We start from the raw sequence: 18,459 nt of genomic DNA on the forward strand, positions 1-18,459 counted from the left end.
CGAGGCCGTTCGAGGCGCTACCGTTACCGCCATGACTTCGGCCCCGATCGCTAAGCGGATTCCGTTCACCAGGAGTCACCATGGTGACGTGCTCATCGACGAATATGCGTGGCTTGAGGATAAGGACGACCCGCAGGTCGTGGCCTATCTCGCGGCCGAAAATGAGTACACCGAACAGGTGACGGCCCACCTGGCAGGGCTGCGCGACGCGCTGTTCCAGGAGATCAAATCGCGGACGCAGGAGACCGACCTGTCGGTGCCGATGCGCAAGGGTGGCTATTGGTACTACACCCGCACCCAGGAGGGCAAGCAATACGGCATCCACTGCCGCCGCGCCATCGCACCCGGTGAGACCGCCCCGCCGATCCCTGCCGACGGTGCCCCGCTGCCGGGCGAACAGGTGCTGCTCGACGGCAACGAGCTGGCCGAGGGGCACGAGTTCTTCGCCCTTGGCACGTTCGATGTCAGCCCCGATGGCCGGCTCCTCGCATATTCGACCGACTTCGCCGGTGACGAACGATTCACATTGAGGATCAAGGATCTGGCAACGGGTGAGCTGCTTCCCGATGAGATTCCGAATACGTTTTACAGCACCGCATGGGCAATTGATAATTCAACGATCTTCTATCTCAGCGTGGACGACGCCTGGCGGCCGCACAAGGTGTGGCGGCACCGGGTCGGGTCCACAGTGGACGACGAGCTCGTTTACGAGGAAACCGACGAGCGATTCTGGGTCGGCGTCGATCTGACGCGCTCGAAGCGGTACATAGTAATAGACATTCATAGCAAGGTTACCTCGGAGATCAGGCTCATCCCGTCGGACCGGCCGGGTGACGCGCCGGTGGTCTTCGGCGCCGGGCGCAGGCAGGGCGTCGAGATGTCCATCGACCACCAGGGCGACCGGTTCCTCGTGCTGCACAACGATGGAGCGATCAACTTCACCCTGGGCTGGACCCCGGAATCGGACACGACACAGTTCCATCCGATCATCGAGCACCGCGACGACACGCGGCTGGAGGGCGTTGACGCGTTCGACGGGCTGCTGGCCGTCCAGTTCAGGCGCGACGGGCTCACCGGGTTGAGGATCCTCCCAACCGACGGCGAGGCCTATGATATTTCCTTCCCCGATCCGCTCTACACCGTGGACCTGTCGAGCAACCCAGACTATGAGACGACCCAGCTGCGGCTGACATACACCTCGATGGTGACGCCGGACTCGGTGTACGACTACGACCTCGCGGCGCGGGAGTTGTTGCTGCGCAAGCAGAAGCCCGTGCTTCCCGGGCCCGACGGGGTGCCCTACGACCCGGCGCGCTACGAGCAGCACCGGGTGTGGGCCACGGCCGACGACGGCACGCGCGTGCCCATCTCGCTGGTGTGCCGGGTCGGCACGCCCCGCGACGGGTCGGCGCCGTGTGTCCTTTATGGATACGGGTCGTACGAGAGCAGCATGGACCCGTGGTTCTCCATCCCACGGCTGTCGCTGCTCAACCGGGGGGTCGTGTTCGCGGTCGCGCATGTGCGGGGCGGTGGCGAGCTGGGCCGCAGGTGGTACGAGGAGGGCAAGCTGCTGCACAAGCGCAACACGTTTACCGACTTCAACGCGTGCGCGCAGCATCTGGTCAAGTCGGGGTGGACAAGCTCCGACCGGCTCGTGGCGCGCGGCGGCTCGGCGGGCGGGCTGCTCATGGGCGCGATCGCCAACCTCGCCCCGTCTGCGTATGCGGGCATCGTGGCGCAGGTGCCGTTCGTGGACGCGCTCAACACGATTCTCAACCCGTCGCTGCCGCTGACCGTGATCGAGTGGGAGGAGTGGGGCAACCCGCTGGAGTCCCGTGAGGTCTACGAATACATGAAGGGGTATTCGCCGTACGAGAACGTGTCCGACGTGGACTATCCGGCCATCCTGGCGATGACGAGTTTGAATGACACTCGGGTACGGTACTGCGAGCCCGCGAAGTGGATAGCCAAGCTGCGCGCGGTCGCGCCCCAGGGCGACTATCTGCTCAAGACCGAGATGGGCGCCGGGCACGGCGGGCCGTCGGGCCGATACGATGCCTGGAAGGAAGAGGCGTTCATGTCGGCGTGGATCCTCGGCAGGCTGGGGCTCGCGTAGTCTGCCCGGGTGGGGCACGACTTTCGCAGGCTGTGGTTCGCCTACGGCGTCAGCGAGTTCGGCAGTTATCTGGCGATGGGCGCGCTGCCGCTCATCGCCGTACTGGTGCTCGGCTCGCCCGTGTGGCAGGTTTCGCTGCTCGCGGCGATCGGCACGATCACGTCGGCGCTGGTCGCCCTGCCGCTGGGGCCGTGGATCGAGTTCCGGCGCAAGCGGCCGATAATGATCGGCGCCGATGTGGTGCGGGCGCTGGTGTTGCTCAGCGTGCCGGTGGCCTATGCGTTGCAGGTGCTCAGCTTTGCCCAGTTGTGCGTGGTCGCCTCGGCACAGGCGCTCGGGCAGATCGTGTTCACGGCGGCGGGCGGGGCGCACCTGAAGGCGCTCGTGCCGCAGGGCGAGCGGGTGCGGGCGTTGGGGCGGCTGGAGGCCACCATGTGGTCGGCCGTCACGGTCGGCCCGATGCTGGGCGGGTTGCTGATTTCGAGCGTGGGCAAGACCGTGACGATCGCGCTCGACGCGGTGACCTTTCTGGTTTCGGCGGTCGGGATTGGACGGTTGCGCACGCCGGAGCCGCCACCGCCACCCCGGGTCGCGAGTTTTCGTTGGGGCGCAGGCGTCACCAGCGGATGGCGATATGTTTTCCAGCACGACGGCCTGCGGCCGTTGTTCCTCAACGCGATGCTGTTCGGTGGGGGCGTGATGTGGTCCAGCCCGCTCTACACCGTGCTGATGCTGCAAGAGTTGAGATTTACCCCTTGGCAGTACGGCTTGGCGCTCGGCATCCCCGGGCTGGGTGGGGTGATCGGGGCCCTGCTGGCCCGGCGGCTGGTGCGCCGGCACGGTGAGCGGCGGGTCATGCTCGTGTCGGGTGTGCTGCGCGCGATCTGGCTGCCGCTCATCCCGCTCGCGGGGCCGGGGGTCGGCGGGCTGGCGGTGATCGCGGCGGCGAACCTGGGCGTGCTGTTGTCGGCGGGCGTGTTCAACCCGGTGTTCGGGTCCTATCGCATGTCCGTGACCGTCGACGACCACATGGCGCGGGTCCAGACCACGTGGTCGATCTCGTCAAAGACGGTGCAGCCGCTGTTCATGATGGTGGGCGGGGTGTTCGCCGCGCTCACGTCTGTCCGGACAGGACTATGGGCGGCCGCGGTGCTCGTGTTGCTCAGCGTTTTTCTTCTTCCTTGGCGCCGCCGTCCGGTCAGCGCGGAGAACAGCCTCGCCCTGACCGTGCGCAGCCCGAGGTGACGCGGCGCGCGGCCGAAAAGCCGCGCAGCGTCTGGGGTGCGAATCGGTGCCCCGGCGGGTGCGGGCGCGCTCGTCGTCGCCGTGGCGGTGGGCGGGCCGGTGCTGTTTGGCGGGATTCGGGCTCGAAACGCCTGGGCCATCGAGACTGGCGCCGACGCCGATGGCTCGCAGTTTCGTCACGTTCGTCGGCGTCTCGCCACGTGACGAGGAGCGCTGCCAACTCACCCCGAAGACCTAGGCCTGGGTGAGGGCAAGCGCGGCCGCACCGTAAAGCCCGGCATCGCGGCCCAGGCTCGTGGCCTCGATCTGCAGCCGGCGCAGGAACGCCAGCCCGGCCCGGCGCTTGACCGTCTGACGCAACGGGTGCAGCAGTGTTTCGCCCGCTGCGGAGACCCCACCGCCGACGACGATGCGGTCGATGTCGCACAGTGCGGCGGCAGTGAGGAACGCTATGGCCAGTGCGTCGGCTGCACGCTCGAACGCTGCCACGGCAATGGGCACACCGATCCGTGCGTCCGCAGCGAGCATGCGCGCATCGGGCGTGGGCGATGTGGGCTGCCAGCCATGGGCGAGGGCCCAGCGGGTCATGGCGGGCCCACTGGCGATGGTTTCGACGCAGCCGACGCCGCCACACGGGCAGGGTTCGCCGTGCGGGTCGACGGTGATGTGTCCGATGTGCCCGGCGTTGCCGGTGGGCCCGAGAAAGGGTGTGCCGTCGATGACCAGGCCGCCACCGACGCCGGTGGAGACGACGACGCCGAGCATGGTGTGGCCGGGGGTGGCGTGGCCGCCGCGCCACCACTCGCCGAGCGCCATGCATTGTGCGTCGCCCGCTATCGCGACCGGCAGGCCGCCCGAGAGCTCGGAAACCTTGTCCGCCAACGGGAAGCCGCGCCAGGCCGGGATGTTCACCGGGCTGACGCGACCCCGGTCCAGCGGGCCGGCCGTGCCGATGCCCACGCCCGCCAGGCCGGGCGACGAGGCCAGCGAGCGTACGAGCGCTGACAGCGTGGCCGTGGGATCGGCACCGATGGGCACCTCCACGCGTTCCTGCATCTCGCCCGAATCGCCGACGATCGCGGCCGCGAACTTGGTGCCGCCGATGTCGAGCGCGAGCATCCGGCGATGAGTGAGATGCCGGCCGCGCTGCAGATGCTCGCCCGCGACGGCGACCGGAGAGACTGCGGTGTCGACGGGTGGCCCAGTTTCCGCCGCCCCCGTTGGCGGCGTGTTGACCATGAAGTTGATGTCGCGGCACACCGTCGAGAGTGGACCTGAGCTCATGATCGGCGCCAAGGCGAGGAGGGCTCGTTGAGGCAGCGGAGGACGGGGTGGGTGAGCAGTTGGGTGGGGTCGAGTTGCTTGGTGGTCGTGATGTGCCAGGTGACGGACTCGCCGGGCAGCAGGGTCACCAGCTGGTCGTCGATGGTCGCGTCGGGGTCGAGGCGGTCCGGGAAGAGGGCGAGCTCGCGCAGGATGGTCTCGGCGGTGATGTGCACGCGATAGCCGCCGTCGACCGGCTCGGCCGTGCCCCGCAACGAAGCCGGTGGGAACGCGATGGAGACGTCCTCCTCGGCGAACCTCACGGCTCTTTGTGCGCCGACCGAAGCCGTGACGAGGTCGGCTGGCGTGTAAGGGAATCGTGCCACGTCACGTGGTGGGATTGAGATCGGGACTTCTTGTGTGGTGAGCACTTCGCCGTGGATGGTGTGCTGGGTGGTGACGAGAGTGTCCCGCCACGGGAGTGCGGAGTCGTTGACGAGCACCAGCTCGTTGTCCTGGAAGGTGATCAGCCGATCGGCATAGGCACGCCGAAGCTCGTACCAGAGTGGCTTGCGCCGGCCCGCACCGTCGACGGCGGCCCATGACGTGACGGGCCAGCAATCGTTGAGCTGCCAGACGATCGTGCCCATGCAGTATGGCATCAATGCACGGAATCGTTGTATGCCAAAGGATACGGCACGTGCCTGGTTGAGCTGGGTGTAGTAGTGCCAGTCGTCGAAAGTTGACGGCCGTGGGAGGTGTCCCTGCAAGCCGCTGAGGAGTTTGGCTTGGCCGTCGATTGCCTTCTGATGTGAGGAGTCCGGCGTCAGCTCCGGCGCGGTGACTGAATCGCGCAGTGTGGCCCAGGTGGGCGGGCCTTGAAAGCCGAACTCCGCCACGAATCGTGGAGTGTAGGTCGCATAGTGCGTGTAATCGTGGGTCACCCAGACGGTCCAGATGTGCACCGTCCCCAATGAAGGGTCTTTGACATCAAGGGAAGGGTCTCCGGAATACGGGCTCCCCGGCCAGTAGGGACGGCTCGGATCGAGCTCGCCGACCAGGCGCGGCAGCAGGTCGTGGTAGAAACCCGCGCCCCACGACCGCCCTTCGAGCCGGTCGCGCCAACCCCAATGCTGGTGTCCCTCAAGGTTTTCGTTGTTGCCACACCAGATCACCAGCGAAGGGTGACTCATCAGGCGCACGATGTTGTCCCGCGCCTCCGCCTCGACCTCGGAAGCGAACGGCTCCTCCTCCGGGTAGGCCGCACAAGCGAACGGAAAGTCCTGCCACACCAACAATCCCAGTTCGTCGGCGGTGTTGTAGAACTCGTCGGACTCGTAGACTCCGCCGCCCCACACGCGCAAGAGATTGGCCCCGGCGTCGATGGCTTGCCGCATCCGCGTGGCCACATGGTCTGCGGTCACCCGTGTGGGAAAGCAATCATCCGGTATCCAGTTGAACCCGCGCACAAACACCGGCTTGCCGTTGACGATGAGCCGGAACGCCTCCCGCTCGATGCTGACCGTGCGCAGCCCCACCCGGCGAGACCAGGTCGACTCCCCCAAGGTCACGCTCAGGTCGTAAAGGTGTTGCTCCCCATGGCCTTGCGGCCACCACAACTGCGCATCGGGCACGTCGAGCTTCAGGACCGCCGAGGTCTGCCCGGCCGCCAGTTTGGTGTCGACCATGACCCCGCCGATGGACGCCGTCACGGTGAGCGGGTCCTCCGAGACCCGTTCCACGTCAACGAAGACGTCCACCCCGTCCAGCCGGGTTTGCGGCCGCACCGAAGCGAGCCGCGCACCCGACCACGAATGCAGCCCGATGGCCCGCCAGATCCCGGCGGTCACCAGCGTCGGGCCCCAGTCCCACCCGAAGTTGCACGCCATCTTGCGAATGAACTGGTATGGCTCGTCATATGCGCCCGGCCGGTCGCCCAGCCGTTCCCTGTGCGCCAGCGCATAGTCGTAAGCCGAGTCGAACGTGATGGACAGTGTGTTGGAACCGGCGTTCAGCGAAACCGGGAACCGATAGGTGCGGTGCATGTTCGCCGTGTGCCCGATCTCGACCCCGTTGAGCCGCAGCGTCGCGACCGTGTCCAGCCCTTCGCAGACCAGATCGACCCGGTCGTGCCCGTCGGGCGCCCAGTCGAACGTGGTCGTGTAGGTCCATCGCCTGCGCCCGATCCACGCCAGCCGGGTCTCGTTGTCGTCACGGTACGGCTCTTCGATGAGCCCGGCCGCGAGCAGGTCGGTGTGGACGCAGCCGGGGACGGTGGCTGGAATCCCGTCGTTGAAGTCGAGGGTCCACCCGTCGTGCAATCGGCGGTACATTTCTCTCCCAGGCGCTGAACCGTGTAAGTATGAGGAGCATACGTGAAGCGACCCACGATCGCCGACATCGCCCGCGAGGCGGGCGTCTCCAAGGGCGCCGTCTCCTATGCGCTCAACGGCCAGCCCGGCGTGTCCGACCAGACCCGCCGCCGCATCATCGCCATCGCACACCGGCTGGGCTTCCAGGCCAGCACCGCCGCCCGTGCCCTGGCCGGCGCGCGGGCCAAGGTGATCGGCCTGACGCTGCACCGTCCACCCCGGACACTCGGGGTGGAGCCGTTCTTCATGGAGCTCATCAGCGGGCTGGAGGCCGAGCTGTCCACCCAGTCATACGCGCTGCTCCTGCAGATGGTCCCCGACCACCATGAGGAGATCGCGTATTACCGCCGCTGGTGGACGGAGCGGCGCGTGGACGGGATGCTCGTGTGCGACCTGCGCACGCACGACGCTCGCATCCGTGCGCTCAAGGAGCTTGCCATCCCCGCGGCCGTCATCGGCCCGCCGGGTGAGCTGCCGAGCGTCTGGTCCGACGACGCGGTCTCGATGGTGGAGGCGGTCGAATATCTCGCCTCCCTCGGGCACACCCGCATCGCCCGGATCGCGGGGCTGCCCGACCTCGCGCACACCGCAATCCGTACCGAATCATTTCTCAAAGCCTGCCCGCAGGGCATCGTCGTCGCCACCGACTACACGGCCGAATCGGGTGCCCGCGCCACCCGGCGCGTGCTCAACACGCACGACCGGCCGACCGCGCTGATCTACGACAACGACATCATGGCGGTCGCCGGGGTCGCGGTCGCCTATGAGGCCGGGCTGTCCATTCCGGACGATCTGTCGATCATCGCGTGGGACGACTCGCCGATCTGCTCCCTTGTCCATCCCGCGCTCACCGCTTTGACCAGGGATATCGGCGCCTATGGCACGCATGCGGCGCGTCTGCTGCTCGATCTGATCAACGGCGCCGAGGCGCGCAGTCGCAGCGAGCAGCCCGCGCATTTGGTCTTCCGCGACTCCACGGGACGTTGTAGGGTCACGCCTTAAACGCTTTAGTGGAGGTCCGCGATGCACAAAAGAGCCCTGCTCTTGGCGGCGACGGCGGCGGCACTGCTTGCGATAACGTCCGCCTGCACGGGTGGCGGCAGCGCGCCCGCCGAACAGGACGCGCTCTCGCCCACCGACCCGTCCAAGGTCACCGGTGAGGTCACCGTCCTGACCCACCGCACCGATCTGGTCCAAGACGGCACCATGAAGAAGTACGCCGACGAATTCAAGAAGACCTATCCCAACGTCACGATCAAGTACGACGCCATCACCGACTACGAGGGCGAAGTCAAGATCCGGATGAACACCGAGAACTACGGTGACGTCCTCATGATCCCGGCCGCCATCCAGCGCAACGACTATCCCAAGTTCTTCGCGTCGCTTGGCGGCGCCGCCGACCTGTCGGCGAAATACCGCTTCACTTCCAACACCACGGTGAACGACAAGGTCTACGGCCTGGCGGGCTTCGGCGGGGTGAACGGGTTCATCTACAACAAGGAGGTCTGGGCCGCCGCCGGCGTCACCAAATGGCCGACCTCCAGCGAGGAGTTCCTTGCCGCGCTTGCGGCGATCAAGGCAAAGGGAGCCTCGGTGCCGTTCTACACCAACTACAAGGACGGCTGGCCGCTGAGCCAGCTCGGCGGTGCACTCGGCGCCATCTCGTGCGACCCCAAGGCCAGGGACAAGCTGGCGGCCAAGGAAAGCCCGTGGAAAGCGGGCAGTGACCTGCGCGCGATCGACACCCTGCTGTTCAACATCGTGAAGAACCAGCTCATCGAGTCCGACCCGGCGACGACCAACTGGGAGGATTCCAAGGGGCTGCTGGCCACCGGGAAGATCGCCACGATGGGCCTCGGCTCGTGGTCCATCGTGCAGATGCAGGACGCGGCGAAGAAGGCCGGCAAGGACCCGTCCATTATCGGGTATATGCCGTTCCCTGCGCTGCCGGGCGGCAAGCCGTGCGCCGTGCTCGGGCCCGACTATGCCTATGCGGTCAACATCCACTCCAAAGTGAAGCCTGCCGCCCGCGCGTTCATCGACTTCATGACCGACAAGTCCGGGTTCGCCGAGAGCAACCAGTCGGTGGCGGTGCTCAAGTCCGCGCCGATGCCGGCCGCGCTCAAGCCGTTTTCCGAGGCGGGGGTGCAGCTCATCGAGCTGACGCAGGAGAAGGCGGGCGAGGTCGACAAGATTGACAAGTTGTCGGAGATCGGCGCGCTGAGCACCCATGACTACCGCCAGAAGCTGGTCGACATCGCGCGCGGCGCAGCGCCCGGCGATCTCAACGGCTACCTGGACGAGCTCGGCAAGAAGTGGGTCGCGGCCGTTCCATGAGAAACATGGGGCGGCTGACGCCGTGGCTTTATCTGGCCGCACCGCTGGGACTGCTGGTGATTTTCACCTACGTCCCAGTGGTGAGCATGTTCTCGTACAGCCTTACCAACTGGGACGGGGTCAGCTACGACAGCGAGTTCGTCGGCATCGACAACTACGTGCAGCTGTTCACCCGGCCGGAGCTGTTCCAGGTGTTCTTCGTCAGCCTCTACTACCTGGCGGCGTCGTTGTTCCAGATCGTGGTGGCGCTGTATTTCGCCGTTGTGCTGAGCTTCAAGACCAGATTCCGCAATTTTTTCAAGGGAATCCTGTTCTTCCCGTACCTGATCAACGGGGTGGCCGTCGGCTTCGTGTTCCTCTACTTCTTTAAGCAGGGGGGTACGCTGGACAGCTTCCTGGGGCTACTCGGAGTCCAATCACGACAGTTTTGGCTGGGTGATCCCGATCTGGTCAACGTGTCGCTGTCGAGCGTTTCCGTGTGGCGCTTCCTGGGGCTCAACTTCGTGCTGTTCCTCGGGGCGATCTCGGCCATTCCGAGTGAGCTCTACGAGGCGGCCGAGATCGATGGGGCCAACCGCTGGCAGATCTTCCGGAGCATCATCGCGCCCGGCATCAAGCCCATCCTCGGGCTGGTGACGATCCTTTCCATTTCGGGATCGCTGTCGGTGTTCGAGATCCCGTACATCATGACCGGGGGCGCGAACGGGAGCACCACGTTCGTCATCCAGACGGTGAAGCAGGCGTTCCAGTTCGACAAGACGGGGCTCGCGTCGGCGGCAGCGGTCGTGCTTTTGGCCCTGATCCTGCTCATCACGTGGATACAGCGCAAGATCGTGCCGGACGAGAGGAACGAACTGGCATGACCCGCATCCTCGCCGCAACGGGAAAGTACGCGTCGTTGGTGGTGGCCTGCGTCGTGATGCTGCTGCCGCTGGTGACGATCTTCGCGACGTCGCTGAAGACGTCGCAGGAGATGGCGACCGGCGAAACGCTTGCGCTGCCGCGGAACTGGTTCAATTTCGACAACTATGTGACTGCGTTCGCCAAAGGGGACATGCTCGTCGCGTTCGCCAACACCGCGTTCATTCTGCTGTTCTCGATCACCGGGACGGTGCTGATTGGATCGATGGCGGCGTATGCGATTGACCGGTTCGCGTTCCGGCTCAAGCGGGTGGTGCTCGGCCTGTTCCTCGTCGCGGCCCTCGTTCCGGGCGTAACCACGCAGGTCGCCACGTTTCAGGTGATCGACGGCTTCGGGCTCTTCGACACCCGGTGGGCGCCGATCCTGCTCTATCTGGGTACCGACATCGTCGCCATTTATATCTTTCTGCAGTTCATCAGGAGCATCCCGGTCTCACTGGACGAGGCGGCCCGGGTCGACGGCGCGAGCTCGTTCAAGATCTATCGAAGTGTGATCTTCCCGCTGCTCAAGCCGGCCATCGCGACCGTGGTCATCATCAAGGGCATCACCGTCTACAACGACTTCTACATCCCGTTCTTGTACATGCCGTCGGAGGAGCTGGGCGTCATCTCGACGTCGCTGTTTAGGTTCAAGGGGCCGTTCGGAGCACACTGGGAGACCCTTTCCGCAGGTGCCGTGCTGGTCATCCTGCCCACCCTGATAGTTTTCCTGCTGCTGCAACGATTCATCTACAACGGATTCACCAGTGGTGCGACTAAGTGAGCGAGGGCGCGCCCGAGCGAACCAACAGGCATGCACCGCGGAGCGAGCGTAGGGATGCCATTGAGTAAACGTCCCACAATCAGCGACATCGCCAAGAGCGCCGGTGTGTCCATCGGCGCGGTGTCGTTCGCGCTCAACGACCGGCCCGGGGTGTCGGAGGCGACCCGGGCCCGGATCCTTGCCATAGCGCAGGAGATGGGCTGGCGGCCGAGCGCCGTGGCGCGGGGGCTGTCGGCCAGGCGAGCGGGCGCGGTCGGGCTCGTTGTCGCGCGCAACCCCGCGATGCTGGGCGCGGAGCCGTTCTTCATGAAGTTCATCGCCGGGGTGGAGAGCGAGTTCGCCAATTCGCGCACCGCACTGCTGCTTCAGGTTGTCGAGGACCACGCGCGGGCGATCGACGCGCTGACGACGTTGTGGGCGGAGCGGCGCATCGACGGGGTCATCGTCATGGACCTGTGGGCGTCCGATGCGCGGGTGCCGGTGCTGGAATCGCTTGGTGTGCCGGGGGTTTTGGTCGGGCGGCCGCGGGCCGACTCGACCATGCCCGCGGTTTGGAGCGATGACGTGGCACCCGTGAACGAGACCGTGGACTACTTGGTGGGGCTCGGGCATCAGCGGATCGCGCGGGTGGCCGGGTTGGCGGCGTTGGAGCACACGCAGATTCGCACCGCGGCCTTCCGCGCTGCGGCCGCGCGGCATGGGCTGGCCTGCGCCGCCGTGATCGACACGGACTACTCCTGGGAGGCCGGGGCGTGGGCCACCCAGAAGCTGCTGTCGTCATCGCCGCGGCCGACAGCCATCACCTACGACAGCGACGTCATGGCGACGGCCGGCCTGAGTGTGGCCCGAAAGCTCGGCATCGCGGTGCCGGGGCAGCTGTCGATCGTCGCGGGCGATGACTCGCAGCTGTGCGAGATGGTGTTCCCGGCATTGACCGCTTTGTCGCGGGATATCCAGGCTTATGGCGCGCACAGCGCGCGGGTGCTGCTTGAGCAGTTGGAGGGCGGCGGCACGGTCACGTCGTTCGAGGACAAACCGGCCAGGCTGACCCTGCGCGAAAGCACGGCCGCGCCGCCCGCGTAGCCTCGATGGCATGGCCACCACAATGCAGGACATCGCCCAGATGGCGGGGGTGTCGCGGGTGGCCGTGTCTTATGCGCTCAACGGGCGGCCTGGGGTTTCGGCGCAGGTGCGGGAGCGCATCCTCTCGATCGCGCGTGATGTCGGGTTCAGCCCCAATGCCCAGGCGCTGGCGTTGCGCGGGGCCTGTGCCAACGCGGTCGGGTTGGTGTTGCAGCGGCCCTCGTCCGGGTTCCATCAGGAGCTCATCAGCGGCATGCAGATCGCGCTGTCGGAGCGCGGGTGTGGGCTGGTGCTGCAGTTCGCCGGTGTGGGGCGGGAGGAACTCGCGATCTATCGGCGCTGGCACGCGGAGCGGCGCATCGACGGCATCGTGATATGCGACCCTCGCGTCGATGACGAGCGCATCCCGGCGTTGCGGCGGTTGGGACTGCCCACTGTCGTGATTGGAGGGCGCGGGGATTGTGCCGGGCTGGCCAACCTTTGGTGCGACGAGGCCTCGGCGGCGGTGAAGGTCGCGGGCTATCTGCGTGCTCTGGGGCATCGCCGGGTCGCGCTCTTCGCCGGGTCGCCCGGGACCGTGCAGACCGAATGGCGCACAACGGCTTTCGCCGCCGCCTGCAGGGAGTTTGGGCTCACGCTCACTGCTGATGGGGCGACCGCGATCGTGTATGACAACGACTTGATGGCGATCGCCGGGTTGCGCGCCGCGCTGGAGCGGGGCCTGTCGGTGCCGGGCGACGTTTCGGTCGTCTCGTGGGAGGACTCGGCGCTGTGTCAGGCGGTCCGGCCCCCGCTCAGCGTGCTCAAGCGCAACCTCAGTGACATCGGGGTGGCGGCGATCCGGCTGCTGTTCGAATGGATCGACGGGCAGGCGCCGCGCAGCGTGCAGCACGAGAACGCCACGTTCGTGGTGCGGGGCAGCACTGCTGGAATATGACGGGCATGTCAAGATTGGCGGCATGGCTGGACCACGGTTTCCGTACCAAAACCTGCAGGAGTTCCTCGCCGCGCTGGAGCGGGCGGGCGAGCTGCAGCGGGTGAGCGCGCCGGTCGACCCGACCCTGGAGGTCAGCGAGATCGTGACCCGCACGGTGCGGGCGGGCGGCCCGGCCCTGCTGTTCGAGCGCCCGATCCGGGGGCAGATGCCCATAGCCATCAATATTTTCGGCTCGCACAAGCGCATGGCGATGGCGCTGGGTGTCAAGCACGTCGACGAGATCGGCGCCCGCATCGGCGAGCTCATCAAGCCCGAGCTCCCGGTGGGGTTCAGCGGCATGCTGGACGGGCTCGGCAAGGTGATGCAGCTCAAATCGCTACCGCCGAGGAAGGTGCGCAGTGCTCCCTGTCAGGAGGTTGTGCTCAAGGGAGCCGATGTCGACCTCGATCTGCTTCCGGGCCTGGTGACCTGGCCGGATGACGGTGGGATCTTCCACAACTATGGGCTTACTCACACCCGGCATCCCGAGACCGGCAAGCGCAACCTCGGGCTCTATCGGCTGCAGCAGCATTCGCGCAACACGCTCGGCATGCACTGGCAGATCCACAAGGATTCGACGGCGCACCACGCGGTGGCCGAGCGGCGCGGCGAGCGGCTGCCGGTGGCCATCGCGATCGGCTGCGACCCGGTGGTTTCGTATGCGGCGAGCGCGCCGCTGCCCGGTGACATAGACGAATATCTGTTCGCGGGGTTCCTGCGCGGGGACCGGGTCGAGCTGGTCGACTGCTTGACCGTGCCGCTGCAGGTGCCGGCCGAGGCCCAGGTGGTGCTCGAAGGCTATGTGGAGCCGGGCGAGCGGGCGCCCGAGGGGCCGTTCGGCGACCACACCGGGTTTTACACCCCGGTCGAGCCGTTCCCCGTGCTGCACGTGGAGTGCATGACGATGCGGCGCGAGCCGGTCTACCACTCGATCATCACGAGCAAGCCGCCGCAGGAGGACGGGCCGATCGGCTACGCCACCGAGCGCATCTTCCTGCCGCTGATCAAGATGCTGGTGCCCGACATCGTCGACATGCACATGCCCGAGCCGGGCGTGTTCCACAACTGCCTGATCGTGTCGATCCGCAAGCGCTACCCGAAGCACGCGCAGAAGGTGATGAACGCCATCTGGGGCGCGCACCTGCTCAGCCTGACCAAGCTGATCGTGATTGTCGACGACGACTGCGACCCGCAGGACCTGCACGAGGTGGCGTTCCGGGCGTTCGGCAACGTGGACTACGCACACGATCTGCTGCTCACGCAGGGGCCGGTGGATCACCTGGACCACGCTTCGTACCAACAGTTCTGGGGTGGCAAGGCCGGGGTCGACGCGACTCGCAAGCTGCCGACCGAGGGGTATTCGCGGGGCTGGCCGGCCGAGGCGGTCATGTCGCCCGACGTGGTGTCCAAAGTGGACAAGCGCTGGAAGGAGTACGGGTTCAAGTGAAAACCGGAGCTTTCGCACTCGCTGCCGCCCCTTCTAGGGGCGGTGTAGGGTCCGTGCCGTGGTGAGGGCCTTCCTGCGGCTCGTGGCGATCGAGCATTCGGTGTTCGCGCTGCCGTTCGCCTATCTGTCGGCGTTGGTCGCGGGCGCGACGTTCTGGGACATGGTCCTGATAACGGTCGCGATGGTGGGCGCGCGCACATTCGCCATGGCCGCGAATCGGATCATCGACCGGCACATCGACGCGCGCAACCCGCGCACGGCGCGGCGGGAGCTGGTGACGGGCGTGGTGTCGGTGCGCGCGGCGTGGACCGGGGCCGTCGTGGCGCTGGTCGTCTTCTTCGCGGCGGCGGCCCTGCTCAACCCGCTGTGCCTGCTGCTCTCGCCGTTCGCCGTGGTGCCGCTGGTCGTCTATCCGTACGCGAAACGGTTCACCGACTGGCCGCACGCGATCCTCGCGCTCGCTCAGGCAGTCGGACCGGTCGGGGCTTGGCTCGCGGTGACCGGCACGTTCGCCGGGTCCGGGCCGGCATGGCTGCTCGGGGCCGCGGTGGGCCTGTGGATCGGTGGGTTCGACCTGATCTACGCGTGCCAGGACGCACTCGTGGATCGCGAGATCGGCGTGCGCAGCGTGCCGGCGCGCTACGGCGTCCCGTTCGCTCTGCGGGTCTCCACCCTCGTGCACGTCGTGACGTTCGGCATGTTCGTCGCGTTCGGACTGTGGGTCAAACTCGCCTGGCCGTGGTGGATCGGGCTCGTGCTCACGGTCGGCGCCTTCGTATATCAGCACATCATCGTGACGCCCACCGACCTGTCCAAGGTGAATCGCGCCTTCTTCACCGCCAACGGCTTCGTGGGCATCGCCCTGTTCCTGTTTGGGATCGTTTCGCTGCCATAGCACCGGGCAATGCGCGATGTCCGCGAGTCAGCGCGCTCAGTGCGTCCCGCGCTTCTGGGATATACGAGGGGCCGACCCTGACCAAACTGGACGTCTTTACAAGGCCCGTGGGCGGGGGGCAAGTGGCGCAAAGATTGAGTTTGGGCGGCGGCGGGCGATTGTTTTGGCCGATCGGCCAGTGCGCCGACGATCGGCGGCGGGAGAATGATGGCCCCTATGACCTCTGACCCGGGCGGCCTGGTCGCGACCACGGTCGCCAGCATCGAGCAGATGCCCGCGCTGGAGCGCGCGTTGTCCGCTGCCGCGTTTATAGCAGCCGTGCAAGGCGAGGATCGCCGGATCGCCCGCATCCGGTGGGCCGCGATCGCCGAGCTGCACTCGGAGGGCATGGCCATGGCCGAGATCGCCGAGAGGATCGGGGTCACGCCCGGCGCCGTGGACCTTGCGCTGCAGTCGCATCATCGGGGTGCCGCCAGCCGTAGCTGAGCATAGACATGGATGTGGTTTAGCCCCAGCCGGATACGTCGTTTAGTCTCCGTAGAATGTTGACGGCGCGCCTACGGATAAGCACCTGGCTTCTGCTTGGCTGGTGCGCGTTCATCGCCTCGTGGATCCTGGTCAACCGCGCCAAGGAGCCGATGTGCCTGCTCGGGTGGACCCGGTGTGGCGAGGACCTTTGGCTGGAGCCGGGCTCCTCCCGCCCCATCGCGGCGGTCGGCGTCGCCGGTGTGGTCGTGCTGCTCGTGCTGTGGTGGCTGGAGGGGCGGCGCGAGAAGGTCAAGGTCGACGCGCTGGCCGCCCGGACCGTGCGGCCGGTGGTGCTTGGCGTGCTGAGCTTCGTGGGCGTGCTCGGCGCGGCCCACCTGATGCTGTTCGCGCCCGTTGACGACAAGCTGCCGTGCGGCGAGCCGATACGGATCAATGCCGTGCTGGCGTACCCGCTGAACTGTGATTCCGGACTGTTCATGGAGCTCGCCCACAACCCGGGCGACATCCTTGAGCCCAACAGCGTGCGTCAGTCCCGTCCCGGCTATGTGGCGCTCGGCGCCGCGGCCACCGCCGTCATCGGCCCGATCGCCGAGTGGGCCGGGCTGAACGACCTGTACGCGCAGGACGACACCGCGTTCATTCCGCTCGTGCTGATCAATTTTGTGATCGGCGCGCTCGCGCTCGCCCTGTTTGTGTGGCTGATGCTGCGGCTGGGCGCACCACCGGGCGTGACGCTCCCGCTCGCCGCGATCTTCGCGATCAACGATGTCACCAAGGCGTACTACTGGTCGCCGCACCAACAGATGTTCAGCCTGCTCGTGCCGATCGGAACCATTCTGGTCTGCCGGTGGCTGCTGCTGCGCCGCCCGTCGTGGCGGCAGGTGGGCGTGCTCGCGCTGGGTCTTGGCCTGATCGCGCTCGTCTACGGCAGCGTGCTGATCACCGTGGCCGCGGCGGGGCTCGTGCTGCTGTGGTCGGCGTGGACGAACAGGCGGCAGCACGACGGGGAGCGCGCTGCAAATCGGACCCGTGCCACGGCGACGGTCATCGGCAAGGTGCTGCTCCTCGGCGCGATCGCGGCCGTGCCGACCGCCGCCTGGATGGCCATCTGCCGCGCCGTCACCGGCACGTACTACAACCACGAAGTCGTGGTGTATCGCCAATTTGTCTGGATACCGGAGTCCGCCCGCGAGGGATGGGCCGTCCTGCGCGAAAAGGTGGCCAACGCCAGCGCGATGACCGCGATCCAGATGATCGAGGTGACCTGGTTGCTCTCGGCCGTGCTCGTGATCCTCGCCATCGCGGCGGTGCTGGCCCGGGTCGGGCTCGGCCCGGTCACCGCCGAGCACCGCGCGGTGCTGATCGGCACGGCGCTGACCGGTGTCCTCACGCTGATTTTCCTGTGGGGCATGGGACTTTGGGCCTACCGGCTCACGTTCCACATCGTGCCCGTGTTCCTCGTGGCGATCGGGTGGGTTTCCACGCGCCTGTCCGTGCTGTCCGCCCGTGCCGCGCTGGCGACCCAAATTTTCCTGGGCCTGCTGGCCGCCGCATGGGTGGCGTTCCAGCTCGTCAGCCACGGCCCCTACAGCTGAGGCGCGGCGAGCGTGGCGCTGATGAGCGTTTGCCCGTCTCGTGCGGCCGCCGCGATGGCATCGTGCCCCTCGACGGCGAAGAAGCGCGGCCGCTCATATCCGAGCCGGACGCGATCGGTGCCCTTGGACTCCCACGCCCGCGACAGGTCGACGCGCTGCGGGTCGATGAACAGATGAGGTCCTGCGGGCGCGTCCAACACCTCCAATATTCGGGCCGCGATCTCGTCCGCCCCCGCCCGCGTGCTGTCGCACACCACGTCGTAGTTTTCCAGCCGCGTCTTGTCCGCGCCGTAACGCTCGATGAACCGCACGCGCTCGCTCTCGCTCCGCGAGGCCAGCCCGCGCAACGCCTCGTCCACCGACCCGTAACTCTCGACCGTGCTGGCGGGCCGGCCCAACGCCCGCCGCGCCGCGACCACCGGATCGGTGATCAGGTGCACCTTCACCGCGTCACGGAAGAAGTGCCAAGCGAGCCGGCTGTCCACGACCAACCGTTCCCCCGACTGGGCGATATCTCCCTGCAGCCGGTCCACGTAGTGGTCGATCTTGTCGTCCAGCTCGGCGTGCAGGTTCAGCTGGAGCGCCGTGAGCCCGCGCCGCGCCGCCATCTCCCGATAGAGGTCGCCGACGCTGATCCGGCGGATCCCCAACTGTCTTGCCAGCAGCCGCGAAACCGTGCTCTTGCCGCTGCCCAGATCGCCGTTGATCACGACCGATCGCCCGTTGGCCATGGCTGAGGCTACCCAAGCCGGCTGGAGCCCGCGTCACCGCACCACCCCACGCGCCGTTTGAATCAGGGTGAGAGGTGCGGCAGTCCTGGCCATCCTGGTCTTAACGGCGACACTGGCGGGCTCATCGGGTACCGGACAGAAAATGCCCTTCTGCCCGACCGGCCAGCCGGCGCCCACCCGGGCACCGGATGCCACCCCTTCCGCCATGTCTAAAGACGCTTGCCGC

15 protein-coding genes are annotated in these 18,459 nt (G+C 66.8%); 12 read left to right on the forward strand and 3 right to left on the reverse strand.

The window, feature by feature from the left end; genetic code table 11:
- Positions 1 to 31 precede the first annotated feature (31 nt).
- Both DM816_RS05850 and DM816_RS05855 read left to right on the forward strand, forming a co-directional pair.
- The gene (locus tag DM816_RS05850) at positions 32 to 2,116 is read left to right on the forward strand and encodes a S9 family peptidase (RefSeq protein ID WP_117209053.1); all 2,085 of its coding nucleotides are present in this window, start codon (positions 32 to 34) and stop codon (positions 2,114 to 2,116) included.
- Positions 2,117 to 2,125: 9 nt separating this feature from the next.
- Positions 2,126 to 3,361, forward strand: a complete 1,236-nt coding sequence (locus DM816_RS05855; RefSeq protein ID WP_117209055.1) for an MFS transporter — start codon at positions 2,126 to 2,128, stop codon at positions 3,359 to 3,361.
- Between the two features lie 234 nt (positions 3,362 to 3,595).
- Here the strand turns inward: DM816_RS05855 and DM816_RS05860 are convergent, their stop codons facing one another.
- Both DM816_RS05860 and DM816_RS05865 read right to left on the reverse strand, forming a co-directional pair.
- Entirely contained in the window at positions 3,596 to 4,645 is a 1,050-nt protein-coding gene (locus tag DM816_RS05860) for an ROK family protein (protein ID WP_246001611.1), read from the reverse strand.
- Positions 4,642 to 6,957 (reverse strand): glycoside hydrolase family 2 protein, encoded by a 2,316-nt coding sequence (locus DM816_RS05865; protein WP_117209057.1) that lies wholly within the window; start codon positions 6,955 to 6,957, stop codon positions 4,642 to 4,644. Before DM816_RS05865 ends, DM816_RS05860 begins: the two co-directional genes overlap by 4 nt.
- A 42-nt stretch (positions 6,958 to 6,999) precedes the next feature.
- Here DM816_RS05865 and DM816_RS05870 point away from each other — a divergent pair, with 42 nt between their 5' ends.
- From DM816_RS05870 to DM816_RS05915, 10 genes are all read left to right on the forward strand, one after another.
- Positions 7,000 to 7,998, forward strand: a complete 999-nt coding sequence (locus DM816_RS05870) for a LacI family DNA-binding transcriptional regulator (RefSeq protein ID WP_117209059.1) — start codon at positions 7,000 to 7,002, stop codon at positions 7,996 to 7,998.
- Positions 7,999 to 8,019: 21 nt separating this feature from the next.
- On the forward strand, positions 8,020 to 9,333 hold the full coding sequence (locus tag DM816_RS05875) for an ABC transporter substrate-binding protein (RefSeq protein WP_117209061.1): 1,314 nt from the start codon (positions 8,020 to 8,022) through the stop codon (positions 9,331 to 9,333).
- Between the two features lie 5 nt (positions 9,334 to 9,338).
- Entirely contained in the window at positions 9,339 to 10,196 is an 858-nt protein-coding gene (locus DM816_RS05880) for a carbohydrate ABC transporter permease (protein WP_246001612.1), read from the forward strand.
- On the forward strand, positions 10,193 to 11,017 hold the full coding sequence (locus DM816_RS05885) for a carbohydrate ABC transporter permease (protein ID WP_117209065.1): 825 nt from the start codon (positions 10,193 to 10,195) through the stop codon (positions 11,015 to 11,017). Before DM816_RS05880 ends, DM816_RS05885 begins: the two co-directional genes overlap by 4 nt.
- A gap of 54 nt (positions 11,018 to 11,071) precedes the next feature.
- On the forward strand, positions 11,072 to 12,100 hold the full coding sequence (locus tag DM816_RS05890) for a LacI family DNA-binding transcriptional regulator (RefSeq protein ID WP_117209067.1): 1,029 nt from the start codon (positions 11,072 to 11,074) through the stop codon (positions 12,098 to 12,100).
- Between the two features lie 10 nt (positions 12,101 to 12,110).
- On the forward strand, positions 12,111 to 13,037 hold the full coding sequence (locus DM816_RS05895) for a LacI family DNA-binding transcriptional regulator (RefSeq protein ID WP_117209068.1): 927 nt from the start codon (positions 12,111 to 12,113) through the stop codon (positions 13,035 to 13,037).
- A gap of 22 nt (positions 13,038 to 13,059) precedes the next feature.
- Positions 13,060 to 14,523, forward strand: a complete 1,464-nt coding sequence (locus DM816_RS05900) for a menaquinone biosynthesis decarboxylase (RefSeq protein ID WP_117209070.1) — start codon at positions 13,060 to 13,062, stop codon at positions 14,521 to 14,523.
- A 58-nt stretch (positions 14,524 to 14,581) separates the two neighbouring features.
- Positions 14,582 to 15,418, forward strand: coding sequence for a menaquinone biosynthesis prenyltransferase MqnP (gene mqnP / locus DM816_RS05905; protein WP_425455219.1), 837 nt, complete (start codon positions 14,582 to 14,584; stop codon positions 15,416 to 15,418).
- Between the two features lie 216 nt (positions 15,419 to 15,634).
- The gene (locus tag DM816_RS05910; RefSeq protein WP_162907149.1) at positions 15,635 to 15,904 is read left to right on the forward strand and encodes a hypothetical protein; all 270 of its coding nucleotides are present in this window, start codon (positions 15,635 to 15,637) and stop codon (positions 15,902 to 15,904) included.
- 56 nt (positions 15,905 to 15,960) lie between these two features.
- Positions 15,961 to 17,502, forward strand: coding sequence for a hypothetical protein (locus tag DM816_RS05915; RefSeq protein WP_117209074.1), 1,542 nt, complete (start codon positions 15,961 to 15,963; stop codon positions 17,500 to 17,502).
- Here DM816_RS05915 and DM816_RS05920 read toward each other — a convergent pair.
- Complete coding sequence (locus DM816_RS05920; protein WP_117209076.1) at positions 17,493 to 18,233, reverse strand: AAA family ATPase; 741 nt, start codon at positions 18,231 to 18,233, stop codon at positions 17,493 to 17,495. The two genes, DM816_RS05915 and DM816_RS05920, sit on opposite strands and share 10 nt — an antisense overlap.
- Positions 18,234 to 18,459 lie beyond the last annotated feature (226 nt).

The sequence above is a fragment of the Allorhizocola rhizosphaerae genome (genome assembly GCF_003426775.1).
Lineage (GTDB): Bacteria > Actinomycetota > Actinomycetes > Mycobacteriales > Micromonosporaceae > Allorhizocola > Allorhizocola rhizosphaerae.

Coding starts and splice junctions, on each gene's coding strand:
- DM816_RS05865 (WP_117209057.1), bottom strand. CDS start 6,957: ATGTACCGCCGATTGCACGACGGGTGGACCCTCGACTTCAACGACGGG.
- DM816_RS05910 (WP_162907149.1), top strand. CDS start 15,635: ATGACCTCTGACCCGGGCGGCCTGGTCGCGACCACGGTCGCCAGCATC.
- DM816_RS05880 (WP_246001612.1), top strand. CDS start 9,339: ATGGGGCGGCTGACGCCGTGGCTTTATCTGGCCGCACCGCTGGGACTG.
- DM816_RS05895 (WP_117209068.1), top strand. CDS start 12,111: ATGGCCACCACAATGCAGGACATCGCCCAGATGGCGGGGGTGTCGCGG.
- DM816_RS05850 (WP_117209053.1), top strand. CDS start 32: ATGACTTCGGCCCCGATCGCTAAGCGGATTCCGTTCACCAGGAGTCAC.
- DM816_RS05885 (WP_117209065.1), top strand. CDS start 10,193: ATGACCCGCATCCTCGCCGCAACGGGAAAGTACGCGTCGTTGGTGGTG.
- DM816_RS05860 (WP_246001611.1), bottom strand. CDS start 4,645: ATGAGCTCAGGTCCACTCTCGACGGTGTGCCGCGACATCAACTTCATG.
- DM816_RS05890 (WP_117209067.1), top strand. CDS start 11,072: ATGCCATTGAGTAAACGTCCCACAATCAGCGACATCGCCAAGAGCGCC.
- DM816_RS05900 (WP_117209070.1), top strand. CDS start 13,060: ATGGCTGGACCACGGTTTCCGTACCAAAACCTGCAGGAGTTCCTCGCC.
- DM816_RS05915 (WP_117209074.1), top strand. CDS start 15,961: ATGTTGACGGCGCGCCTACGGATAAGCACCTGGCTTCTGCTTGGCTGG.
- DM816_RS05920 (WP_117209076.1), bottom strand. CDS start 18,233: ATGGCCAACGGGCGATCGGTCGTGATCAACGGCGATCTGGGCAGCGGC.
- DM816_RS05875 (WP_117209061.1), top strand. CDS start 8,020: ATGCACAAAAGAGCCCTGCTCTTGGCGGCGACGGCGGCGGCACTGCTT.